This window comes from Kitasatospora sp. NPDC041988, assembly GCF_055588525.1.
Window position 1 is genome coordinate 1 of sequence record NZ_JBVJCO010000079.1, and the last position, 16,108, is coordinate 16,108.

General features: G+C 70.2%; 16 protein-coding genes and 1 pseudogene. 4 read left to right on the forward strand and 13 right to left on the reverse strand.

Annotated elements, in window-relative coordinates; translation table 11 throughout:
• Positions 1 to 218 precede the first annotated feature (218 nt).
• Positions 219 to 536, reverse strand: coding sequence for a hypothetical protein (locus ACZ6NC_RS40695; RefSeq protein ID WP_465738939.1), 318 nt, complete (start codon positions 534 to 536; stop codon positions 219 to 221).
• A gap of 470 nt (positions 537 to 1,006) precedes the next feature.
• On the opposite strand from ACZ6NC_RS40695, the gene ACZ6NC_RS40700 reads away from it, so the two are divergent.
• A complete protein-coding gene (locus tag ACZ6NC_RS40700) occupies positions 1,007 to 1,222 on the forward strand; it encodes a transposase (RefSeq protein WP_465738940.1) in 216 nt (71 codons plus the stop codon).
• Here the strand turns inward: ACZ6NC_RS40700 and ACZ6NC_RS40705 are convergent.
• The 4 genes from ACZ6NC_RS40705 to ACZ6NC_RS40720 are packed head-to-tail and all read right to left on the reverse strand — an operon-like array spanning position 1,212 to position 5,446.
• On the reverse strand, positions 1,212 to 2,045 hold the full coding sequence (locus ACZ6NC_RS40705; protein WP_465738941.1) for a hypothetical protein: 834 nt from the start codon (positions 2,043 to 2,045) through the stop codon (positions 1,212 to 1,214). The two genes, ACZ6NC_RS40700 and ACZ6NC_RS40705, sit on opposite strands and share 11 nt — an antisense overlap.
• Before the next feature lie 4 nt (positions 2,046 to 2,049).
• Complete coding sequence (locus ACZ6NC_RS40710) at positions 2,050 to 3,498, reverse strand: tyrosine-type recombinase/integrase (RefSeq protein ID WP_465738942.1); 1,449 nt, start codon at positions 3,496 to 3,498, stop codon at positions 2,050 to 2,052.
• A 29-nt stretch (positions 3,499 to 3,527) separates the two neighbouring features.
• Positions 3,528 to 4,379 (reverse strand): hypothetical protein, encoded by an 852-nt coding sequence (locus ACZ6NC_RS40715; protein WP_465738943.1) that lies wholly within the window; start codon positions 4,377 to 4,379, stop codon positions 3,528 to 3,530.
• The gene (locus tag ACZ6NC_RS40720) at positions 4,376 to 5,446 is read right to left on the reverse strand and encodes a tyrosine-type recombinase/integrase (protein ID WP_465738944.1); all 1,071 of its coding nucleotides are present in this window, start codon (positions 5,444 to 5,446) and stop codon (positions 4,376 to 4,378) included. The genes ACZ6NC_RS40715 and ACZ6NC_RS40720 overlap by 4 nt, the downstream gene beginning before the upstream one ends.
• Positions 5,447 to 5,478: 32 nt before the next feature.
• On the opposite strand from ACZ6NC_RS40720, the gene ACZ6NC_RS40725 reads away from it, so the two are divergent.
• Both ACZ6NC_RS40725 and ACZ6NC_RS40730 read left to right on the forward strand, forming a co-directional pair.
• Positions 5,479 to 6,132 carry an IS5 family transposase gene (locus ACZ6NC_RS40725; protein WP_465738954.1) on the forward strand — a complete coding sequence of 218 codons (654 nt, stop codon included), beginning with the start codon at positions 5,479 to 5,481 and terminating at the stop codon, positions 6,130 to 6,132.
• Between the two features lie 206 nt (positions 6,133 to 6,338).
• A complete protein-coding gene (locus ACZ6NC_RS40730; RefSeq protein ID WP_465738945.1) occupies positions 6,339 to 6,926 on the forward strand; it encodes a hypothetical protein in 588 nt (195 codons plus the stop codon).
• 50 nt (positions 6,927 to 6,976) lie between these two features.
• Here the strand turns inward: ACZ6NC_RS40730 and ACZ6NC_RS40735 are convergent, their stop codons facing one another.
• The 8 genes from ACZ6NC_RS40735 to ACZ6NC_RS40770 form a co-directional block, all read right to left on the reverse strand.
• The gene (locus ACZ6NC_RS40735; protein ID WP_465738946.1) at positions 6,977 to 7,639 is read right to left on the reverse strand and encodes a DUF4937 domain-containing protein; all 663 of its coding nucleotides are present in this window, start codon (positions 7,637 to 7,639) and stop codon (positions 6,977 to 6,979) included.
• A gap of 253 nt (positions 7,640 to 7,892) precedes the next feature.
• The gene (locus ACZ6NC_RS40740; RefSeq protein WP_465738947.1) at positions 7,893 to 8,420 is read right to left on the reverse strand and encodes a hypothetical protein; all 528 of its coding nucleotides are present in this window, start codon (positions 8,418 to 8,420) and stop codon (positions 7,893 to 7,895) included.
• Positions 8,421 to 8,721: 301 nt separating this feature from the next.
• Positions 8,722 to 9,735 carry an ABC transporter permease gene (locus tag ACZ6NC_RS40745; RefSeq protein WP_465738948.1) on the reverse strand — a complete coding sequence of 338 codons (1,014 nt, stop codon included), beginning with the start codon at positions 9,733 to 9,735 and terminating at the stop codon, positions 8,722 to 8,724.
• Positions 9,732 to 11,357 carry a sugar ABC transporter ATP-binding protein gene (locus ACZ6NC_RS40750; RefSeq protein ID WP_465738949.1) on the reverse strand — a complete coding sequence of 542 codons (1,626 nt, stop codon included), beginning with the start codon at positions 11,355 to 11,357 and terminating at the stop codon, positions 9,732 to 9,734. Before ACZ6NC_RS40750 ends, ACZ6NC_RS40745 begins: the two co-directional genes overlap by 4 nt.
• Positions 11,358 to 11,466: 109 nt before the next feature.
• Positions 11,467 to 12,438, reverse strand: a complete 972-nt coding sequence (locus ACZ6NC_RS40755; RefSeq protein WP_465738950.1) for a substrate-binding domain-containing protein — start codon at positions 12,436 to 12,438, stop codon at positions 11,467 to 11,469.
• Between the two features lie 88 nt (positions 12,439 to 12,526).
• Entirely contained in the window at positions 12,527 to 12,928 is a 402-nt protein-coding gene (rbsD, locus tag ACZ6NC_RS40760) for a D-ribose pyranase (RefSeq protein WP_465738951.1), read from the reverse strand.
• On the reverse strand, positions 12,918 to 13,925 hold the full coding sequence (locus ACZ6NC_RS40765; protein WP_465738952.1) for a ribokinase: 1,008 nt from the start codon (positions 13,923 to 13,925) through the stop codon (positions 12,918 to 12,920). The genes rbsD and ACZ6NC_RS40765 overlap by 11 nt, the downstream gene beginning before the upstream one ends.
• Positions 13,918 to 15,075 (reverse strand): LacI family DNA-binding transcriptional regulator, encoded by a 1,158-nt coding sequence (locus ACZ6NC_RS40770; protein ID WP_465738953.1) that lies wholly within the window; start codon positions 15,073 to 15,075, stop codon positions 13,918 to 13,920. The genes ACZ6NC_RS40765 and ACZ6NC_RS40770 overlap by 8 nt, the downstream gene beginning before the upstream one ends.
• Positions 15,076 to 15,853: 778 nt before the next feature.
• On the opposite strand from ACZ6NC_RS40770, the pseudogene ACZ6NC_RS40775 reads away from it, so the two are divergent.
• Positions 15,854 to 16,108 (forward strand): annotated as a pseudogene (locus ACZ6NC_RS40775) (hypothetical protein); the annotation flags it as partial.

Genomic DNA, 16,108 nt, shown 5'->3' on the forward strand with positions numbered 1-16,108 from the left:
GAAGGTCCGCCACACGCACCGAATCCATCACGCCGAGGTCATGCCCACCGCCCGATCACGGTCGGCACGGACCCCTCAATCAGCGACAGAGCCCGGAAAGTGATCCAGAACCACGGTTCGGCCGCCGCCGACACCACCAGGCCGGCTTCACCGGCTGACGCACTCCACGGTGGTCCCTCGCCTGTACCCAGGGAGGGACCACCGTCTGCGTCGTACATTCACTTCAGCTCGCGGATGGTCGCCTCGAACGCCCGATCCATGTCCCACAAAGGTTCGAAGGTGACGTGGACGACGTGGCCGTAGGTCTGGTTGTGGAACATCTGGTAGCGCCCGAAGGCATCGGCGTCCTCCACTTCGATCAGCGCGTACCCGCCCCATCCGGTGCCGTACGTCTGGTGGTGCACGATGCCGCTGTCGACGTCGCCCCAGTTGCCCGACCGGGCGAACGCCTTGAAGGCTTCGCCCCACGCCTCATCGAGTGCAGGCTTGGTGACGCCCTCGGCATAGACGAAACGCTGAAGATACTTTTGCCCCATCGACCCACTCCTGCTCCCTGCCCGGGCAGCCCTTACGCTTCGCCCTTGGTGGTCGCAAGATAGCCATCACCCATCCACGTGCCGCCGCATCTCACCCGGTCGATGGCGTGTTTGAAGCCCTTGTCGTACGAGTAGGGCGCCAGCTGATGGCGATCTTTGAAAACGGCTGTGGCGGATATATCGTGGCGGTCAGTTCTAACTAGCCGTCGCTCGAACGAGCTGGTGATCGTGAGTTCGAGTCTGCCGACTCGGTCGGGTGATCCTCTGGTCGGCAGGGCATGAAGGTGGGGCCTCCCGCACCGCTCGTGGGTGTCGAATCCAGCCGAGCAACAGGAGGCCCCTGGTGCCGCAGTCTTCCGTCTCCGTTTGCGTTCCCGTCCATGTCCGCACCCCTGTCGTGTGATTGCCTCGCTCACCGGTTCGGGAACGCCGGGGACCGGCCGCACAGGCGTGCGAGGTACCCGTCGGGCATGAGCGACGCGGAGTGGGCAGTCGTGCGCGACGCGATGCCCGTGCCCGCCTGGCTGGAGGGAAGGGGTGGGCAGCCGGAGGGCTACTGCCACCGGCAGCTGGTCGACGCTGTGCGCTACCTGGTCGCGGGCGGCATTGCCTGGAGGGCGGTGCCCGCGGACTTCCCCGCGTTTCTGTGGAATCAGCTTTGTCAAGCAACGGTCATCATCCGGTGACCGTCATCGTCTGCTGCATCGCTGCTGCTCGGACAGCGGCTTCTTCAATCTGGCGTCTGCCAGTCCGGCCTCGGCTCCAGATGAATGCGCGCCAACGACGCGGTGTCTCGCTGCTCCAGTTCCGGAACTCCTCGACCGCGACATTGTCGGACAGCCGCCACCGGATGGTGGGGCCTGAGGCTTCGGGGACGTCGGTGAGGCCGTCGAGCTGCTCGGCGAGTGCGAAGCTGTCCACCTCGGCTGTAGTGCGGTCCCAGGTCGAGACCATGTCGGTGAGGGCATGGGATTCGATGAGTGCCGGTAGGGACGGGGCGATTTCGAGGAACGTGGCGCCTCCATCGTCCACTCCGACACGTCCGTCCGTGTGCACCAGGTAGCGCACTGGAGAGGAGACACGTTCTCCGAACCAATCGAAGTACCAGCCGTGGGTAGAGCCGGTCGCCATACGCTGGCCCAGGTCGTAGTGCCACTCGCGGAGCGTGTCGTGGCGTTCGCCCTGGACGGTGTAGCTGCTTCGCACCTGGTAGCGGAGTCCGCCGTATCTCTGCTCGAATCCTTCCCGGCGGATGACGAGCATCATGGGTGTGGGGATCAACTGGCCAACGCGGTCTCGGATCCGCAGGAACTCCGTCGAGAGTTGGGGTTCCTGCGGATGATCGCGCCAACCGGTTCGTTCGAGCAGACTCTGGGCACGGGTTGAAAGACCGGCGGGGTCATCCAGGATGTGCATCCTGCACTTCTTTTTCCATGTCAGGGTGTCGATTCGTAGGCTCTCACGGTACCGGGTCGAGTCGCTTCGATCCCCAGATGCCTGCACGATCATGGATTTAGCATGGGCCTCCCGGACCGCACTCCCGCGGTCGGGTCGTCACGTTGACGGTCGGCAGGAGGGTGGCGGTGGCCGGGGCGCCGATCTGACGTGGTGTGGCGCCGGTTGGGGTAGGGACGTCGGTGAGTCGTTCCAGGAGCTGGTCGAGGGCGGTCTGGCCGTCGTCGACCGCGGCGCGTTCGTCGTCGGTGAGGGGGATGTTGGCCAGCATCTTCTGCAAGTTGTCCTTGGCCTCCAGTAGTTGGCCCTTGCTGGAGTTCTTCGGGGTGTAGAAGTCGCAGCGCGCGCAGGCCATCCGGTGCTGGCACTGTTCGAAGAAGGTGTAGGTGCACCAGCCGTGGCCCAGGTCGTAGTACTGCCAGGGCTCGCCTGCGGCGGCGGCGCCGGATGCGACCGCGTCGCGGTCGACGAGGACTTCGATGGTGCGGACGTTCCGGGCGAAGTATCCGGCGTCGTTGTAGGCCCTGGCCAGGGTGTTCGGGGTGATCTTCGCGTAGTGGGCGGTCGCCTCCGGGGTGCGGTGACCGAGCCATTCCTGCAGTTCGAAGAGCGTCATGGGCTCATTGGCGTTGTAGAGCTGGCTGGCGATCGTGGACCGGGCCCGGTGGCTGGTGATGTTGCCGCGGACGTCGGCTGTGGGGACGCCGGCCTTGCGGCAGAGCATCGGGATGATTGCCGTGTTGATGTAGTGCTTGGCGACCCGGCGGGCGCGGTGGGCGAACAGGAAGTCGGCCAACTCGCTGGTCTTGTGGTCGAGCATCTGCGGTTGGGCGGGTCTGACGGCCTGCCATGCCTCGATGGCCTTGCCCAGGAGCGGGTCGACGGGCTTGGTGAACGCGGTGCCGGTCTTGTGGGTGGGCACGTCCAGTAGGCAGACCGCGTCGCGGGCAAGGACTTCGCCCGAGTCGCCGGGGATGGGCAGGCCGTCGTGCTGCCAGCGGACGCAGCCCACCCGCAGCCGGGCGATCTCGTCACTGCGCTGGCCGGCGAAGAGCCAGGTCAAGGTGATGGTGTGGATCAGCTCGACCGGGTAGGTGCGACTGTCCGAAGTCGGCAGGTCACCGGGTTCGACGTTCAGGCCGGCCCACAGCAGTTTCGCCCAGATGTCGTCGGCGATCACCCGCGGGTCCGGGCCCATCAACGCGCGGACGCTCCGTGGGGTCCGCAGGGCCTGGGCGGGGTCGAAGCGCCGCGGGACCAACTCCCATTCGTGCAGGTCGCGGAAGAACGCGCGGGGCACCTTGAGGTAGCCGGACTTCGACTGCGCGGTGAGCGGTTTGCCCAGGCGGCCCTGCGAGCGCATGCCGTGGGTCCACTGGGAGAAGTCGCCGACCGCCATCCGGTCCACCGCCGCGACCCAGGACGCGCAGGTCTGGCGGGTCCACTGACCCGGCTCGGTGACCTCGGGGTGCTCGGCGGCAAGCCAGCGCCCGATCTTCGCGAGCACGCTGCGGTAGCTCCTACGGATCTTCGGCGTCAACGTCGAGGTCGCGTACCACCGCTCGACCCACCCCGCCCATCCGCTCGGCACTCCCTCCATCGCCGCCGGCCCGGCCCGGTGGCTCGGCCTTGGCGGGTCCGCGTGGCCGAGCGCCGCGACCGCCCGGTGGACGCCATGCAGGTCCTTGCCCCACTGCCCGCCCATCCCCGGGCTCTCACGTAGCTCGCCCAGGGCCCTGGTGACAGGTCCTCCAGCCGAGGGCTGCGGTTCAACAGCAGCACCTGGCAGACCACCGCCTCCAGCTTCTGGGCATCGCGGCGATACCCCCAGTCGGCCAGCACCGTGCAGACCTGCTCGACAGCCGCGTCCACGGGACCGGCGCCGAACACCCGACGGGCCAGGCTCGGCCGCATGAACCGGCCGAGCCGCTCGAAGACCGTGAACTCGCCGAGCAGGTAGGCATAGGCAATCAGAAACGGCCGGGCATTGGGGCCGATCTGCCCGCCCCAGGAGCGCCGAAACTCGGCGCCGTCCGCGTTGATCAGGTCCACCCAGTCCTGCACCGACCAGCCCCAGAAGGCCCGGCGGAGCTCGCCACTGCGGAGGAGTACGAGTCCTGCCGCATCGCGTGCATACCGGCGCTGATGGCGGCCGTCCGGTGGCCAGTGCAGGGCAGCAAGGAGATCAGCGAGCGGCCGGACCAGCCGGGCGACCGGCCGCAGAGACACGAGGTCCGCGGCCGGGTCGTGGCGGCGAAGCTCATCGATGCTGAAGTTCCGCAGGGCCTCCGCCTCGGCATCGGTGAGCAGGCCGCGCCGGTCATAGCGGAGGAGGTCGATCGGCCATGCCCAGACGGGTACGGTCGTTGGGATCGGCTGGGCGGTCACTGGGCGACCGTCCCTGCGGTCTGGGCGGCCCGGGTGAGCATGTCCACGCGCCAGGAATGGATCTGCTGCATGCCGCGGTTCAGCTTCTCTGCCAGATCGCGTCCAGACAAGTGGATGTAGGTCAGTGTCGACTCGGTGCTGCGGTGCCCGGCGAACGTGGCGATCGCGTGCAGTTCCCAGCCCATCCGGGCCAGGTCGGTCAAGCAAAGGTGCCGGGTGGTGTGCGTCGAGAAGCGCGGCAGGTCAGCAGCGAGGGCGACGCGCCGGACCACCTTGGACCAGGTCCAAAGAGTCAGCGGCTGGCCGTAGTTGCGGCGCGACTCCGACAGGAACAGCGGGCCGCGGGCCCGGCTGATCGCGGCCCGGTGCGTGAGGTAGCCGGACAGCAGGACGCCGGTCGCCGCCGAGTACGGAACGACGCGCTCGCGCCGGGTCTTCGTCGTCTCCGCGCGGACCCGCAGGGTCCGGTGGGCGGGGTCGAGGTCGTCGGTCCGCAGGGAGCACAGTTCCTCGCGCCGCAGAGCCGCGTCGTAGGCCAGCGCTAGCATGACGCGGTTGCGCACCGGCTCCTCCCGCACGACGTCCAGCAGGTCCAGCCACTGCTGTTCGCTCGGGATCCACGGCAGCTTCGTCAAGCGCGGTACGAGCCCCCGCTGGTGGCCCCCGAACCGGCGGCCGGGCGTGTACCGGCCGCGACCCACCGGGTTGGACTCCCGCATGCCTTCCTCGATGAGGTAGTCGTAGAACAACCGCACCGGCACCAGCCGCTGTTGCAGCGTCGCGTTCGCCAAGCCGACCCCGGAGTCCAGCGCGACCACGTTGCTTCCCCGGCGGCTCGGCCGGGTGGACAGGTCCTTCACGAACGCAGCCACCTGCAACCGGTTCGCGGCGACCGGATCGACGCCGTCCCGCTCACAGACGGTCAGGTACTCAGCCAAGCCCCGCGCGTACGCGTCGATCGTGCGCGGGGCCCGCCCCAGATCCGTCCACACTCGCAGCCACTCGGCCTTCCGCTCATGCCGACCCAGGACCGGCCACTTCTCCTCCAGCACCACCGCGCTGCCCAACGGATCTCCTCAGTACGTGGGAACGCCGCAGGATACGAGACGCATCCTGCGGCGCCAGATTCCACGTAACTTGTAGGGACCGGGTCTACGCCTTCTACCGGCGCTGGCGTGACCAGGGCTTGGTCAAGGAACTGCACGACCGGCTGCGGGGCAGGGTTCGCGCGGCGGCCGGGCGGGATCCGGAGCCGACCGCGGGGATCATCGACTCGCAGTCCGTGCGGGCCGCCGCGTCGGTACCGAGGTCCACGTCCGGCTACGACGGCGGGAAGAAGGTACCGGGGCGCAAGCGGCACATCGTGGTGGACAGCCTCGGGCTGCTGCTGACGGTGGTGGTCACCGCCGCGTCCGTCACCGACCGCGACGCCGCCCGGACGCTGCTGGCCCGGCTGCGTGAGCGGTTCTGGCGGCTGACCCTGGTGTGGGCGGACGGCGGCTACACCGGCCGCCTGGTCGACCTCGCCGCGCAGGCATGGCGGATCGCGCTGACGGTGGTCAAGCGCAGTGACGACACGTCCGGATTCGTCGTGCTGCCGAAGAGGTGGCTGGTGGAGCGCACCTTCGCTTGGCTGATGCGCTCGCGCCGCCTCGCCCGGGACTACGAGTCCCGCTCCGATACCGCCGAGACCATGATCCTCTGGTCGATGACCATGGTCATGAGCCGCCGGCTGGCCCGTCGGCGATGCTGAACCGGCCCGGAACTCCCTCGGTCAGCCAGCCCCGCTCGACCAGGCGCTTCGCCCCGAACCTGGCGGACCATCTGCCGATCGGCACATGTCATCGCGAATGGCCGCCCGAAAGATGTGCCGATCGGCAGATGCCGGCCCCCGGGCGGGGCGACCAGGCTGGCAACTGTCGGGCCTCCACCGGGGTGGCCCGGGAAGGAGTCCGGACCATGCCGACCAGGCCCCCCGCCAGACCCACCACGGCCGCGCCCGTCGACCCCGTGACGGCCGACGATCCGCCCGGCGGCACCGGCACGACGGCGCCCGTGCCGCGCTGGGCGGAGAGGGTGGCACGGGCGGTGCCACTCACCGTCTTACCGGCGGGACTGTGGCGGATGGCCATCGCGGTGGGAATCCCCGTCGGTTTCAGCGGGCAGCTCGCCAAGGACTGGCGGCCCGGCTGGCAGACGTCCTCCTACATCACTCTGCTCACCCTTCTCATCGAAGGACTCGCGCTCCTGACGATCGGCCTGGTCAGGCCCTGGGGCGAGCGGATGCCACGGTGGATTCCGGTCCTGAGTGGTCGGCACATCGCACCCTGGGCGGCGGCCGCTCCCGCACTCCTGGGCGCGCTGGCAGTCACCGCGCTGTTCCTGCGGATGTTCTGGGGTGGCTGGCCGGCCTCCGCGGGAGGAGTCGAGGCTCCGCACGGCGTGGCCGCGTTCGTCATGAATGCCTGCTACGTCCCGATGCTGCTGTGGGGGCCGCTCCTCATCGCGGTGACCATCTCGTACGTCCTCCGCCGCCGTGCCACCTGAACCGCCCGCGTGACGGCGGCCTGGCGCCGGTTCGAGCAGGCCCCGGTGGGTCACCGGTCCGGCAGGACGCGCCAGGCCGTCTCCAGGGGCAGCAGATGACCGGTCACCGAGCGGAGGTCGGCATCGGGCGCGGCGCGCTCGCGCAGGGCCGGCAGGTGTTCGGCGGCGTAGTGCTCGTGAGCGGCAGCTCCGGACCACAGGGTGGTGACCAGGTAGCGGTGCGCGTCGAGCCGGGTGACGACGCCGCCGAGCATGCCGCCGGCCTCCGCCATGCCCGGCGCCCACACCTGGCACTGCACGTCGAGGAAGTGCGCCTCGCGGCCGGGCCGCAGGCGGCAGTCGGCGACGCGCAGCAGGGCGGCGGTTTCGAGGGCCCGGGGCAGGCCGGCAGCGTCACCGGCCATTTCGAGGACGACGGCACCGGTGGCGATCTCGATCGCGGTGCAGGTCTCGCCCTGGCGGGTGCCGGCGACGACGGCGTCGTGCCGCTCGCGCATGAACCGCCCGTACGCGTCCGCGTCGGCCCACAGGCCCAGGAGATGGGCGCGGCCGGTGGCGGGATCCCAGCCGCCCACCTGCCCGGCCAGGCCCTGCTGGTCGCTGATCGCCGACCAGGCACGCTGGGCGGCGGAGAACCGCTCCCGGTGCTCGCCCGGTACACGGCAACTGATCCACTTGCCCCACATGCGCAGCCTTCCGACGATCTGGCACACGACGATCCAACAGGGGAAATGATCAGTCGCAGACCCCGGTGAGCGTCAATCGGCCCCGGGTCGCTGGAAGTCCGGGACCGGAGGCGTACGACCTGAGGCCGGTACCGGAGGATCCCGCCCGGTCATCCGTCAGCCGTCCTCCCTCATCCGTCCTGCACCTTCGCTTGGCTGATGCGCTCACGCCGCCTCGCCCGGGACTACGAGTCCCGCTCCGATACCGCCGAGACCATGATCCTCTGGTCGATGACCATGGTCATGAGCCGCCGGCTGGCCCGTCGGCGATGCTGAACCGGCCCGGAACTCCCTCGGTCAGCCAGCCCCGCTCGACCAGGCGCTTCGCCTTCGACCGCATTCCTTCGACCTTCGCCGGGACCACGTCCAGCCCCAGCGCGGCCGTGATCTCCTGGCAGCCCATCGCCCCGTCCGATCCGGATCGTCGACGGTCCGCCAGAAGGTTGACGATCCGCTGGTAGTCCGGTGCCAGAGCGGTCACGCCCAGTCCTTCCCGGCGCACCGGCACCACCGAACCTGCCACCGCCGCCCGGACCGGAGCCGGCTCGGCCCGCCCGCAGGGCTTGTCCTCGGGCACCGCCGGGATGTCCGGCCCACGCGGCGTGGACAGGACCTGATCGACCCTCTCCCGGGCGATCACCCACCGCTCCCAGTCCATCTCCGCGTCCGCCAGCTCGGCCTGGAGTCGCTCCGCCTCCTCGCGCAGCGACTCCACCCGCTGCCGCGCGGCCAGCTCCCGCTCCTCCAACAGCCCCACCACCGACGCCATCCGGCACCTCCACCAACGAGACGATCCCGATGGAGCAACCCTGCTGCCCGACCGCCCGCACTATGCCTCACCAGCGGAAATACACCGATCACGTCCGATAAGACAAACGGCTTCTTAGCTTCCTGAGATGTCTACGGCGAGCAGTCGCTGGCGAGGAGGGCGTGAGCCTGCGTATGCAGGAAGGTCCGCCAGCTCTGCCGGCCGACACCGCAAGTGCCAGGCCAGCAGCATCCGAGCTGCATGGATGAAAGCAGTGGCAGACGCAAGGGGATTCGCACACGCGAGCGTCCTGGCGGGTGGTTCAGCCCTCGACGGGCAGGCGGGCGGCCAGCCGACCCCGGTAGTAGTCCACCACCACGGCGACCATGATGACCAGTCCGGTGATCATCTGTCGCTGGAAGTCGGAGACGCCCATCAGCAGCAGGCCGTTGGTGAGCACGCCGAGCAGGCAGGCGCCGAGCAGAGTGCCGATCATCGAACCCTTACCGCCGGAGAGCGAGGCCCCGCCGATCACGACCGCCGCGATGGCGTTGAGCTCGTAGCCGCTGCCCAGGATCGGGCTGGCGATGTTGAGCCGGGCCATGTAGGTGACGGCGGCGATGCCGACGGTGAGACCGCTGATCACGAAGACGGCGACCTTGACGATCGAGGTGCGGTGACCGGAGAGCCGGACCGCCTCCTCGTTGCTGCCGATGGCAAAGACCAGGCGGCCGAACACGGTGCGGGTCAGCACCAGATGACCCACCGCGACCATCGCCAGCGCGATCCAGAACAGGGTGGGGATGCCGAGCACGGTGGAGGTGCCGAACCGGCTGAAACCGGCCGGGAAGTCGTACACGGTCTTGGCGTTGGTGTACTGGAGGGCGGCGCCGCGCGCCACGTTGAGCATGCCCAGCGTGATGATGAACGACGGCACCCGCCAGCGCTCCGAGACGAAGCCGTTGACCAGTCCGCAGCCCATCCCGACCAGGGCCGAGACCAACACCGCGAGCAAGATCGCGACCGGGGTGGAGAGACCGTGCGCGGTCAGCAGCGGGCCGGCCACCACTGCCGACAGGGCCATCACCGAGCCGACCGACAGGTCGATGCCGCCGACCAGGATGACGAAGGTCATGCCGACCGCGAGCATGGTGTTGAGGGTGATCTCGGTGGCGATGTTGGTGAGGTTGTCCGAGGTGGCGAACTTCGGTGCGGCGACGGTGAAGACGGCCAGCAAGGCGAGCAGGGCGATCCCGATCCCCGCCTCCCCCATGACCTGGCGGGCGAGCAGAGCCGCGGAGCGGGGTTTGCGGGTGAGGGCGGCAGAGGTGGTCATCGGGTGTCACCGTTCGTTGAAGTGGCCTCGGCGGGCGTGTGGGTGGCGGATGCCTCAGCTGTCGGACGCTCGGCTGCGGACGCGTCAGCAGGGAATACGGAGGCGGGGGCAGAGACGTAGCCGGAGTAGGCCAGGGTCAGGATGTGCGAGCTGTCGAACTCCTCGCGGGGCACCTCGCCGGCGATCCGGCCCCGGGAGAAGACCAGGATCCGGTCGCAGATGCCCATCAGTTCGGGCAGGTCGGAGGAGACGACCAACAAGGCCTTTCCGGCCCGGGCCAGATCCACCAGCTGCTGGTGGATCTCGTAGCGGGCGCCGACGTCGATGCCCCGGGTCGGCTCGTCCACCATCAGGACGTCGGTGTCGGCCAGCAGCCAGCGGCCGAGCACGACCTTCTGCTGGTTGCCGCCGGAGAGCGTGCGGACGGGGTGCCGGACGCCGGGGGTGCGGACGGCGAGGCTGTCCACCGTGTGCTGGGCCAGCCGGTGCTCCTCCGCCCGCCGGAGTAGGCCGCCCCGGGAGACCTTGTGGGTCGCGGTCAGGGTGACGTTGGCAGCCAGCGGCATGTCCAGCACCAGCCCCTGGCTCTTCCGATCCTCGGTGAGCAGGCTGATGCCGTGCCGCACCGCGTCCCTGGGGGTTCGGATCTGCACCGGTTGGTCCTTGACCAGGACCTTTCCGCCGACGGCCCGGTCCGCGCCGAACAGCGCCCGGACCGTCTCGGTCCGGCCGGATCCGACCAGCCCGGCCACCCCGACCACCTCGCCGGCCCGGAGCCCGAAGCTGACCGGGTGTCCGTCCTGCGGCTGGAGCTCCTCGACCCGGAGCAGCTCCGGACCGGGCTCGCCGGGCAGGTACGGCGGGTACTCGTGCTGGAGGTCCCGGCCCACCATCAGCCGGATCACCTCGGCGGTGTCGGTGTCGGCGAGGTCGCGGGTGGTGACGTACTTCCCGTTGCGGAAGACCGTCATCCGGTCGCCGATCTCGAACACCTCCTCCAGGTGGTGCGAGATGTAGAGGACGGCGGTGCCGCGCGCGGTGATGCGGCGCAGCAGGGTGAACAGCCGCTCGGTCTCCCGGGGAGTCAGGGTCGCGGTGGGTTCGTCCATCACCAGGACCCGGCAGTCCTGCCAGAGCGTCCGGGCGATCTCCAGCAGCTGCATCTGGGCGATGCCGAGCCGCTCGACCTTCGTCCGGGGGCTGATATCCAGGCCCACCTCGGCGAGCAGTTGGGCGGCGCGGCGGTTCAGTTCGCGGCGGTCGACCAGGCCGAACCGCCGCGGGAGGTTCTGCAGGAAGAGGTTCTCGGCGACGGTGAGGTTCGGCAGCAGGTTGAGCTCCTGGTGCACCACCTGGACGCCGGCCCGGATTGCGGCGGCCGTGTCGGCGGGCCGGTAGGGCTCGCCGCCGAGGGTCATGCCGCCGCCGTCCGGCTGCTGGATACCGGCCAGGATCCGGACCAGGGTCGACTTGCCGGCGCCGTTCTCACCGAGCAGGGCGTGCACCTCGCCGGGGAGCAGTTCGAGCCGGACATCGTCGAGGGCCTGGACGCCGGGGAAGTGCTTGCTGATACCGACGGCAGCGAGCACCGGGGCCGGAGGGCTGGTGTCGGGTGTGTTCATGGGGTGGGCTCGCCTTCCGGCTGGGGGCGCGGGTCAGATGCGGATCGAGGGTGCGGATCGGGTGCGGGCCCGTGGGGGGAGTTGGCCCGCGCTGGTCCGGGGGTTCAGGTCAGCCGAGGTCGGCCTTGGTGATCACCTTGACGTCGGTCTTCACCCAGGAGCTCACCTGCTGGCCGGCGATCTCGTTCATCGCCACGTCGATGCCGTCACCGGCCTGCTTGGCGGCGTACTGGTCCACGGTCGCCACCACGGTGCCGTCCTGGACGTACGGGTGGATGGCGTCGACGTTGTCGAAGGAGGTGACCTTGATCTGTCCCTGCTTCTTGGCCGCCGCGATGGCCTTGATCGCGCCCAGCGCCATGCTGTCGTTGGAGGCCATCACGCCCTGCAGGTCGGGGTGTGCAGTGATCATGTTGGTGGTGACGGTGTAGGCCTGGTCGGTCTCCCAGTTGGCGGACTTGGAGTCGAGTACCTGGAGGCCGCCGGCCGTGGCGGCGGCCTCGAAACCGGCCTTGCGCTGCTGGGCGTTGGCCGCGCCCGAGACGCCTTCGAGGATGACCACCTTGCCGCCGGCGCCGAGCGCCTTGGCCAGCACCTCACCGGACTGCTGGGCGCCGGCGGCGTTGTCCGGGCCGACGAAGGGGACGTCGAGGCCGGCTGACTTGAGCGCGGCGTCGTCCAGCTTGACGTCGATGTTGACCAGCTTCATCCCGGCCTTGGAGGCGCGCTGCAGCGGGGCGACCAGCGCGCGGGAGTCGGCGGGAGCGAGCACCAGGGCGGCGGCCTTGTCGGTGATGCACTTGTTGATGGCGGCGATCTGGCCGTCGATGTCGGTCTCGTTCTGGATGCCGGTCGCGGAGAGGGTCAGGTCTCCGCGCTGTCCGGCGTGCTCCACGGCTCCCTTCTGCATGGCCTGGAAGTACTCGTTGCCGAGCGACTTCATCACCAGGCAGACCGTGGGCTTTCCACCCTTCGCGGCCGTGCTCGTCGACTTGGAGTTGTCGCCCTCCTGTCCGCAGGCGGTGAGGGTGGCGGCCAGGACGAGAGCGGTGCAGGCGGTCAGGGCGAGCTTGGCGTTCATGAGGGTGCGGCCTTTCGGGTGGGGGGAGTGGGGTGGCACGAAGGTGGAGCAGGCGCGGTGGGGGTGTCGCGCGATGGGTGACGCTTCGTCAGAACGGGACGCCGGCCCGGAGGACGACGTTGGCGTAGGGGGTGGCCTCGCCGGTTCGGACAACGGCGCGGGCGGAGCGGGTGAGCTCCTTGAGGCGCTCGTGCGGGAGCCGGCCGACCGCGCCGGTGAGGCCGTGCTGCTCGAACCGGCTGTCGAGACCGGCCAGCAGGACCGGGTCGGTCAGCTCCTCGGCGAGGTCAGCGTGCTCGACCACGAGTTCGTCGAGAACCGCCGCCAACACCGGTAGGAACGGCGGGTCGCCGCGCCGCCAGACCAGATCGATGCTCTCCACGCCCGGCGGCACCGGGAGTCCCGGGTCGGCGACCACCAGCAGGTCGCCGTGGCCGAGGCAGCTGATCAGCTGGAGCAGCCGGGGGTGCCAAAGGCCGTCAGTGCGCATGCCGCACCTCGGTCCGCTGAACCGACCCGGCGGCTGCGGCGTCGGCCAGGTCGGTCGCCCCCGCCAGCAGGGCATCCACCTCGGCCCGGGTGGGCAGCGAGTGCTGCGCGCCGGCCCGGGTGGCGGCGAGCGCGCCGGCCGCGCAGGCCCGCCGGACGGCCTCGGTGAGCGGGCGGCCCACGCCCAGCGCGATCGAGAGCTGGGCGCAGAACGCGTCGCCCGCGCCGACGGTGTCCACGGCGGCGACCGGGAAGCCCGGCTGGCCGAGCCGTCCCTGCGGACCGGCGGCGACCGCGCCGGCCGCGCCGAGGGTCACCACCACGGTGGCCGGGCCGAGTTCGCGCAGCCGTTCGGCGTGGGCCGTCCAGTCCTGCTCGCCCCGGAGCGCGTCGGCGGCGAGGCCGAGCAGCCCGGCGGCCTCGGTCTGGTTGACCACCAGCACGTCCACCTCGCGCAGCAGTTCGGTGAGCACCGGGCCCGGATCGGGCCGGGGCGCGGCGTTCAGCACCGTCAGTGCTCCGGCGGCGCGGGCGGCGCGGGCGGCGGCCAGGACGGTCGGCAGCGGCACCTCCAGCTGGAACAGGACGGTGTCGGCCGGTCCGGCGAGCGGACCGTCCGTCAGCGACTCCAGCGCGGGGACGTCGAGATGGTGGTTGGCGCCGGGCGAGAGGGTGATGGTGTTCTCGCCGTCCTGCTGGACCACGATCAGGGCCAGTCCGGAGGCCGCGCCGGGCAGGTCGGCGACCGCCCGGTCGTCGACGCCCTCCCCCGCGAGGCAGCTGCGCAGCTCGGTGCCGTACGCGTCGTCGCCGAGCAGTCCGACCATCCGCACCGTGGCCCCGAGCCGGGCGGCGGCGACCGCCTGGTTGGCTCCCTTGCCGCCGGCGCCTCGGACCACATCGGCCCCCTGCACCGTCTCGCCCGGTTCGGGCAGCCGGGGGACCGTGATCGACAGGTCCATGTTGAGGCTGCCGACGACGACCAGTCGTTCAGTCATTGCTCTGCGCTCCGTGGTTCTCGTGGTCAGGGGTGGGGCCGGGCAAGGCCAGGGCTGCGGCGCTCCCGGCGGCCGTCGGCAGGTCGGTGTGTTCCCCGCCCTCCGGGTCCGGGCAGCCGCAGGACCCCCGGGCGAGCAGGGTCACCGGCAGGACGTCCCGGGTGATCGGCAGGTCCGGGGCCTTCATCCGGTCGAGCAGCCGGGCGATCGCGGTCCGGCCGAGCTCCTCGACCGGTTGGCGCATGGTGGACAGCGCCGGGGTGGTGTACGCGCCGCCCGCGATGCCGTCGAAGGAGACCAGTGCCAGGTCCTGGGGCACTCGGATGCCCAGTTCGGTGGCGGCTCGCAGGACGCCGACGGCCTGCTCGTCGGAGGTGACGAAAAGGGCGTCCACCGAGCGGTCCCGGGAGAGCAGCGCGCGGCCGGAGCGGTAGCCGTGCAGTCGGCCGAAGGAGCCGTGCAGCAGCGGTGCGGCGTCCGGGCAGGACTCCCAGCCCGTTCGGCCGCCCGATCCGGAGCCGGCCTTGAATCCGGCCTGCTCCAGCGCCCGCCGCCAGCCGACGACCCGGTCGACGGTGGGGTGGATGCCGAGTGGGCCGGCTATGCAGCCGACCCGGCGGCGGCCGTGCGCCAGCAGGTGCTCGGTGGCCTGCTGGGCGCCGCGCGCGTTGTCGACCAGCACCTGCGAGATGCCGGCCCCGTCCAGGGCCCGGTCGAAGACCAGGCTCGGGACGCCGCTGCGGGCCAGCTCGGTCCGCCAGGGCTGGTCCCCCTGGGCGGGGATCAGCACCAGACCGTCGACCTGACGGTCCAGGAAGGTCCGGATGTACCCGGCCTCGCGGTCGGGGTCGTCCACCGTGTTGCCGACCAGCAGGGTGTAGCCGGCCGCCCAGGCCTGGTCCTCCAGGGCCCGGGCCAGCTCCGCGAAGAACGGGTTGGCCGCGTCCGGGACGACCAGTCCCAGGGTCATGGTGTGGCTCAGGCGCAGTGAGCGGGCCACCGCGTTGGGCCGGTAGCCGAGCTCCCGCACGGCGGCCAGGACCCGCTCCCGGGTCGCTGGGGCGACGGTCCTGGGCCCGTTGTTGAGCACGTAGCTGACGACCGAGGGCGAGGTGCCCGCGAGTAGTGCCACGTCCTGCCGTGTTGCCATGGTGAAACTCCCGGAGCGCGGTCATGAGGAAAGCTGCCCCCAACACGAATTGGCAACTCGTGTTGACTACGGGCTCGGGAAGTATGAGAAGCAACCGGCGCAACTGCAAGAGTCCGGCCGAAACCGTTATCGGGGTAGCGGCCTCGTCCCGGTTGGGCGAGGAAAACCTCGACGGGTAGGGCGTCCCAGGCGGCTGCGGGTCACGTTCAGGGCCAGGTCCTCGGTTGGCATGCCGAGGAGTTCGTGCAGGTCTCGAACCCGGAATACCTGGTCGGGGTGCTGGTGGTAGGCCTTCACCATGGCCTGGTGGGCGGCGGACAACCTCGACGATGACGTCGAGCAGCGCACCGTGGATGATCACTCGTCCTTGAAGCCCTGGTCCACCAGGGCTTGCTCCAGGTGGTTCCCGTGCTGCTCGGCCGACTGCTCAACGCACCTCGTCAGCCAAGACAGGGGCGTGCACCGATTGTGAAATGATCTCCTGTGAGCCATCCGTCTCTGCAGCTCAGAGGCGTGTCCGCGCTCTACTACAACCTGTAGGGGTTGCCTCTGACGCAGATCACTGCACCATGGGCGGCCCAGACCTCCACGCGTCAGCCGTTTGGCGAGCAGGAGTTCTACGACACGTACGGGCAGGCGGGGTGGGTGAAGTACGGCGGGACGAGCCTGGCGACGCCGCTGATCACCGCGATGTACGCGCCGGCCGGCACCCCCGGCGCGAACGACGACCCGGCCTCCTACCCATACGCCCACACCGGGGCACTGTACGACGTGACCAGTGACCAGCGGCACCAACGGAAGCTGCGGCACGCAGCTGTGCTCGACCCGCTCGGGCTGGGACGGCCCCACCGGCCTGGGCACCCCGAACGGCGTCAGCGCCTTCACCTCGGGCGGTACCCCGCCGCCGAGCGGCGTCACGGTCGCCAATCCGGGTAATCAGAGGACGTTAAGTCCGTTTCTGGTAGCGGCCGCGTTCGGGTTGCTCGAGGACTCCCTGGCGGACGAGTCGTCCCAGGCGGGAGCGGGTGACGTT